This is a genomic window from Planococcus sp. MB-3u-03 (genome assembly GCF_002833405.1).
In the GTDB taxonomy this organism is placed as follows: Bacteria; Bacillota; Bacilli; order Bacillales_A; family Planococcaceae; genus Planococcus.
On the sequence record NZ_CP025127.1, the window covers coordinates 1 to 6800 of the forward strand.

General features: G+C 38.3%; 8 protein-coding genes. All 8 read left to right on the forward strand.

The window, feature by feature from the left end; all coding sequences use genetic code 11:
- Nucleotides 1-245 precede the first annotated feature (245 nt).
- The 8 genes from CW734_RS01060 to CW734_RS01090 all read left to right on the forward strand — a co-directional run bounded on the left by CW734_RS01060 (nt 246) and on the right by CW734_RS01090 (nt 6709).
- A complete protein-coding gene (locus CW734_RS01060; RefSeq protein WP_101189110.1) occupies nt 246-614 on the forward strand; it encodes a hypothetical protein in 369 nt (122 codons plus the stop codon).
- A 24-nt stretch (nt 615-638) separates the two neighbouring features.
- On the forward strand, nt 639-1205 hold the full coding sequence (locus CW734_RS01065; protein WP_101189111.1) for a site-specific integrase: 567 nt from the start codon (nt 639-641) through the stop codon (nt 1203-1205).
- Nucleotides 1206-1587: 382 nt separating this feature from the next.
- Nucleotides 1588-2607, forward strand: a complete 1020-nt coding sequence (locus tag CW734_RS01070) for a replication initiation protein (protein ID WP_101189112.1) — start codon at nt 1588-1590, stop codon at nt 2605-2607.
- Between the two features lie 531 nt (nt 2608-3138).
- Nucleotides 3139-4203 carry a MobV family relaxase gene (gene mobV / locus CW734_RS01075; protein WP_101189113.1) on the forward strand — a complete coding sequence of 355 codons (1065 nt, stop codon included), beginning with the start codon at nt 3139-3141 and terminating at the stop codon, nt 4201-4203.
- A gap of 249 nt (nt 4204-4452) precedes the next feature.
- Nucleotides 4453-4602, forward strand: coding sequence for a hypothetical protein (locus CW734_RS18180; protein WP_157824108.1), 150 nt, complete (start codon nt 4453-4455; stop codon nt 4600-4602).
- A 419-nt stretch (nt 4603-5021) separates the two neighbouring features.
- The gene (locus CW734_RS01080) at nt 5022-5615 is read left to right on the forward strand and encodes a MerR family transcriptional regulator (protein ID WP_101189114.1); all 594 of its coding nucleotides are present in this window, start codon (nt 5022-5024) and stop codon (nt 5613-5615) included.
- A gap of 97 nt (nt 5616-5712) precedes the next feature.
- Nucleotides 5713-6015, forward strand: a complete 303-nt coding sequence (locus CW734_RS01085; RefSeq protein ID WP_101189115.1) for a hypothetical protein — start codon at nt 5713-5715, stop codon at nt 6013-6015.
- Nucleotides 6016-6208: 193 nt separating this feature from the next.
- Nucleotides 6209-6709, forward strand: coding sequence for a hypothetical protein (locus tag CW734_RS01090; RefSeq protein WP_052651602.1), 501 nt, complete (start codon nt 6209-6211; stop codon nt 6707-6709).
- The last annotated feature ends 91 nt before the right edge of the window (nt 6710-6800 follow it).

The window sequence follows — 6800 nt, forward strand, 5'->3', positions numbered from 1 at the left end:
AACCCTGATTCCATTGACTTCACTGAAAAAACAGACGAAACTAAAATTCCGAGAAAAAAAGATACATTCAAATCGTTGATTCTACTGGGCTTGCTTTTCCTTGGCAGCGCTCTTTTTTCTTTTTACGGAGTTACCTTAAATAATCGGTTACATAGGGAAATAAATTTATAAAGACAAAACGTTCCCAAAAAATGTATGCTCAATAAAAACTTATTGTTATTTAAGCGTCAAAAGGGAGCATGATGATGAAAAAGAAGCTTTTACTCGGATTATTAATTATTAGTTTAGTTATTAATTTAATTCTGTTAGGGAATTGGCTGCTATTTACCCCTACAGAGGAAGAAGAGATCGCGTTAAGTGAAATGGTCCAGAAAACGGTGGAAAGCCCCGACTACGAAATGATTGCCAGTAATGAGAAGGTTATTGCGATCAATGGCTTCGTCGAGAAGTTAAAAGGTGGTGCCTTTCCTTACTACTTTTCCGTAAATGTATACACGGATAAACAAACTCATCTTTTTACTTGTGCGGATGCGGTTTGTTCGACCATGGAAAGCACTGGAACCATGTATTCTATTTACCAAGACGAAGGCCAACGCCTGCCTTTTGATAAGTGAGAAGGTTTGAAAGAGGTGCAAATCATGCAAAATAAGCAGCAAGAGATGAAAGATGTCCAACCGATCCGGTCACTGGAAAAGATTGAGGACATGAAATGGAGCTTAAAGAAATGGTGCAGCGAACGAGATTACATACTGTTTCTCCTGGGCATCAATTCCGGCTTGCGTGTCGGGGATCTGTTAAAGATTAAAACCAGCGAGATTCAGGGCAAGCAAGTAGTGTCGCTGCGTGAAGGAAAGACTGGAAAACGCCGTACTATTCACCTCGGCAACATTTACGACGAACTGGATGCTTATATTCGCACGCTAGAGGGCGCTGAGTGGCTGTTTCCCAGTCGGAAGGGAAATGGACCGATTACGCGCATTCAAGCGTACAGGCAGCTTCAGAAGGCCGCACAGATGGTCGATATTTCGGTGGGGATCGGTACGCACACCTTACGAAAAACGTTTGGCTATTGGCATTACAAGCAGTTTAAAGACATTGCCGAGCTGCAGAATATCCTCAATCATGCGCATCCGCAGATCACGTTGCGTTACATCGGCATCACCGATGAGCAGATTGAGAGCAATTTAAAAACGTTTCGTCTGTAAAACTCCCAGTATGTTTCTGCGGAGTTTTTTGTTTGCTATTTTTTCTAGCAACGAACTTGATCTGGATTTTGTTCTTTTCTTGTTTCTTTTCATTTTTTCAAAATGAAATTTTGCTTATATATATTATCTTTTAAAAGATTAATTATATTAGTTATATTTAGGGGTACCTTTGAGCCTTAGAGCGCCAAGGGTTTGAAAGTTTTAATGTGTAAAATACTCCTGTTTAATGTGTAAAATACTCCTGTTTAATGTGTAAAATACTCCTTTTTAAATGTGTATTATAAAAATCAAATATACATTTAAATTTTTTTAGTGTATTATGTTTAGTTGAATACACATTTTTTCGGGAGTATTTTACATAGTCGGAGAGGGGCAAGAAATTGTGGCAAGAGTAAACGCTAAAAAACAATTAGTATCCTATGAGAATTCAATCAAAAAGAGTAAAGAATTATCTATGGCAAAACTCTATCAAGGACTTACTCTAAATCAAATGCAATTACTAGCATTTTCAATTTTTTCTACTCAACAGAATGGGTTAACAGAATTTCGAAAAAGTGACTTTGAAAAGAAATTTGGTGTAACCCAGTACCGAACAGAAGACGCTATGAAAGATTCGGATAAGATTACAAGTATAAAGTTCAGTACGATAGATATGGAAAATGAAAAGTTTAAATTTTGGAATGCTTTTATTGGAATGGGCTATGATAAAGGGCAATTTAGCTTCGAATGGAATCCTAAAATGTTACCTCATATTTTAGAATTAAAAGATGCTTATTACATCACGACAGATTTGACTATTGCTTCGAACTTTAAAAGTAGTTTTTCATGGACGTTATACGATTACATAAAAGCTCATTATGGTTATTGGCACAAAGTAATATCAAGAGAAGAATTGATGAAATTATTCGGTGTAGAATCGACAAAAACGTATGCTGGAAATACGGCTCAATTTAAACGTGGCGTGCTTGATATAGCTATTAAAGAAATTAATGAATATACCGAATTAGAAGTGTGGTATAAAGTTGAAAAAGAAGGTCGTTCAATTGCTAGATTTGATCTAATTTGGTCCAATGGACAAAAGCTAACAAGTGCCACAAAGAAACAAATTAAAGAGATTCAAAGCATCGTGGACATTGTTTCTGAGGATATGTTTGAATACATGAACCTTGATAGTGAGAACGATCGATTACGAGCGAGAGATTTAATTATTGAAATTGAGAATATGAAACAGTTTTTAGACGAACCGATCTCGATTACGAGTGAGCGAGCCAATGAACTGATTCAAAAAACTGTATGGAATTTTAGGCAATTAAATGGCTTACTTCAAAAAAACCATAAAGCTTTATCTCCTGGATCAGTAAAGAAAGTAGAATTTTATAATTGGTTAGAAGATAGAAACTGAAGAAAAGGATAAGTAAAAACATTTTCGTTGAAAAGCAGAGGGAGTCGATTTTTTTGAACAAGAGGCGTCCAGGTTTGTTGTTTTTAACCATAATTGTTTGGATAGCATATTTTGTAGGTGCTTTGATTTTTGGCTTCAGCGTTTGGTTCGTTAAGCTCTTAAGCTTAGCAGCGATTGTTGTTTCTGGGATATTGCTGTTTTATGTTTCGAGATATATGGAACATGCTAAATCATGATGGTTTGTATTTGAGGAAAAGGATGGCCGAGTAATCGGACCATTCTTTTTTGCTGTTGATCTACGGAAAAGATAGCCGAAGCCGGCTGTCTTTTCTTGCTGTTGAACTACTGGGGAATGACCGTCCATTGAGGACGATCGGCCCCATGCTTTTGACTTTAGGGGGCGCCTCACTATTGAGGCAGCCCCTTGCTTTTGACCTTCGGTCTTACCCTCGGAGAGCACACCTTTATGCAATAAAGTATAGTGTGCTATACTTTACATGGAAGTTGACCGAATTATGGGGGTGTATGCTGGTGAGTTTTGCTGTGGTACGGATGCAGAAAATGAAGAGTCCGGATTTAAAGGGCATGCAATTTCACAACCAGCGAGAACGGGAAAGTCGGACGAATCCAGACATCGATCCGGACCGTGAGCACTTGAATTATGATTTGCTGCATCAAGAAAAAATTGATTACAACAAACAAGTAAAAGACATCATCGAGAGCCAAAAAGTAAGCGAGCGAAAAACCCGAAAAGATGCCGTGCTCGTGAATGAGCTGCTGGTGACTTCGGACCGGAAGTTTTTTGAGGGATTAGATCCGGCGGAACAGAAACGATTTTTCGAGGAAAGCTATAACTTATTCTCCGAACGCTACGGGAAACAAAATATCGCGTATGCGACCATTCACAATGACGAGAAAACGCCTCACATGCATTTAGGGGTCGTTCCGATGCGGGACGGCAAACTCCAGGGCAAGAACGTCTTTAATCGCCAGGAATTGCAGTGGATGCAAGAGGAGTTTCCGAAACACATGCAAACCTTGGGCTTTGATGTGGAACGGGGCATTGCTTCGGACCGGAAACACATCGAAATGAGCCGTTTTAAAGCGTTGACGCTCAATGAGGAGATTAAAACCCTGGAGAAGGAAACCGAAGCCCTGAGAAACGCCCTGACGGCTTCTAAGAAGGTCGATGAGCTGCAAGTCAGCAAACCCACGCTATTTGACCGGAACCACGTGAAATTGCCGGTAGAGGATTTTGAAGCCCTCAAAGCAAGAGCCAAAGCGACCGAAGCCATTGAAAGCACCATCGCGACGCATGAGAAGCGATTTGATGACATGTTCGATGCGGTTGTCTCCAGCGATCGGAAACTGGATCAAGAGAAATCCAAGACCGAACGGCTGCAGAAAGAAAATAGCCAGTTGAAACAAGAAAATCAGGAGTTGCGAAAAGAAAATAAAACCTTGAGAAGCAAGTTGAATCTTTTGGTGGAATTTGCAAAAATGCACTTGAATAAATTCAAGGAATGGCAAAAAGAGCGTGAGCAAGAAAAACAAAAAATCTTGGCTAGAAAAAGAGACCAAGAACTGGAGCGCTAATTTTCAGTGTCTAGTCTTTTTTTTTAGTTAATAAACATGGTAACTACCGAAGAAATTAAATTTGTACAGAATTGGAACTATCCTGCAAGCTAGAAAAGTCGTACGATTGCTAAACTTAGTTTGGAATGGTCTATTACACCAGAATAACAAAGCTACTCGATTGGAAAAATGAGTTAAAGAAGATTAAAAAATGCCTCGCTTGAAAAAAAAGTGAATGAATGATTAGCTAAGATTGGATGGGGGCATTTGATGGGAAAATATTATATTGTTTTTTTAACAGTCATTACTATGACAGTGGTTGGTTATTTTTCATTCGATAATTGGAGTGCAATTCTTATTTTTGGAGTAGTAGTCGGAGGAATATTTGGAGTTATTATTGACTCAATCGCAAAAAAATAAAATAAGGATGGTTTTACCTACCCATATTTTATTTAATAGCTTGAAAGAAAAATAATGACGAGCGACTGTGAACAGTAAAACAAATTGAATGAATCGTAGCGTAGTGAGAGAATTTAAAGAGGCGACGATTTGATTGCAGCCGAATCCTCTTAGCGAAAAAAGTGAAGGGGACTTTCCGATAGCTTTTAAGAAGTCGATAAGCTTCCAGTAAGTAAACTTTGATAAATTCAAAGAACGGCAGAAACAGCGTAAGTAAGAAAAACAAAAAACCATGGCTAGAAAAAGAGATCAGGAGTTGGAACGCTGAACCGGCTTCCATCTCTTTTTTATTTTCATTCTGTAGAATATTCATTAAGAAAATTAAGCTGTCCAAATTCGAGTAGGTCATTTACGATGAAAGAAAAAGGAGGCGATTAAAGATGGCCTTTCACGCACCAGAAGATATTGCAATGGTTCTCAATATCAAACCATCAACGCTTCGCAAGTATTCGTTATTGCTGGAACAAAGTGGCTACAGCTTCAAAAAGAATGCTCAAGGTCATCGGTGGTACAGCGATACGGATCTCATGGCGTTACGAAAGTTCATAACGCTCAAGGATAGCGGTGGAATGACTTTAGAAGACAGTGCTGAAGCGGTTTTCTTGTGGTCTAAAACGGAAAGCATAGCGCGCCAAGCTACGCTATCTACAGCGATACAAGACGACACGAAACGCCATGAAGCTACCGTAAATGAACTGACGATTGAGGAACGGCTGCTGCGACTGATTCAGCATCAGCAACAAACCATTGATCAGATGGCGCAAAGTATTCAAAAGCAAGAAGAGCAAAATGGGCAGATTTTAAAGGAAGTGAAAATGCTGAAAGGGAGTTTGCAGCCACTGGATGCCCCTTCGTCCGATCAACCAAAGATAGAGAGCGCAGAATCGTTCTCACAGGAGCCAGAAAGCGAACCAGAAACGGTCATGCCTAAAAAAGACACCCGAGGTTTATGGGCAAGGATCTGGAACAAATAAGAGACTCTATTTTAGCGAAAACGAATGTAACTTATGTGCAGTTAAGTTACATTCACAGAGTGTTTTCTGCAAAAAGAAATGAATCGGAGATGAAAACATGAGAACCCAAGTTCAAGAAGGTCAGAAAGAAGCAAAACCAATTATTCTAACCATGATTTTGCCTATTGCTGCATTAATGGTTTTACTAATTTTCCGGCAATTTCCTAATGTGAATTTCTGGATCAGCATGAGCTTGTATTTATTAATTGATATTGGTTTCTTAATAGCAATGTTGTTAGGGATTAGAACCAAAAAGATGCCCATTATTATTTTTAGTGTGCTAGCTAATGGCGCATTCTTTGTGATGCTGTCAGCTTTTATCTACTTGCTCTTGCTTGGACATGGTATATCGGAGCCTTAAATACAAATGTGAATGTAACTTAATAGCAATTAAGTTACATTCATTTATCGGAGATTAATACCTTTAAAAGAGTTGAAATATTTATAAAATAAGTAGTTAAGTTCCAATTATTGGTGTTATGATATTTAGTAGTTTAAATCGGTAAATCAATGTCATAATCAATGCTTTTAAACAATTTTAAGGAGGTTTATTTATGTTTTCGGTCGATGAGTATATCAGTTCTATCAAAGCCAACTTGGAGAAAGAATCTCCTTTAGTGGTTTCAAATATGAAAAGAATTTTTACATACAATTTTTCTTCTGACATAGACCTTTTAGATTTCACCCCATCTATTGAACCTACCAGGTTCGAACTATCCATAACCATGTTCTCCATGGATAAAGACGCCAACGAAGTTTTCAACGAAGGAAATGACCAAACAGTTTTTGCTGGAAGTGAAGAGGTCCTGCCAGAAGTAGAATATTATCAGGTAAATGATGATCAGCTGGAGGCATTTTTTGACTTTTACGAGCAGAATGAGGAAACGTTAGTTCCACAAGAACAACAGGTATTTGCAGATTGGTTCCGTCAATGCTGGGAAACCGCAGGTGGGGCTTCATTGGATTTGCCATCATACTTTGTTTTCCACGACGAAGGCACATCGTATGACTTAAAGAATAAACAATGGGTAGACGATGAAGAAAAATGGTCATAAATATCGCTGAAAAATGCCTTTTTTGAGAGGCATTTTTTGTTGTTAAAATTTAAATCTGAATGTAACTTATGTCTAATTAAGTTACATTCAG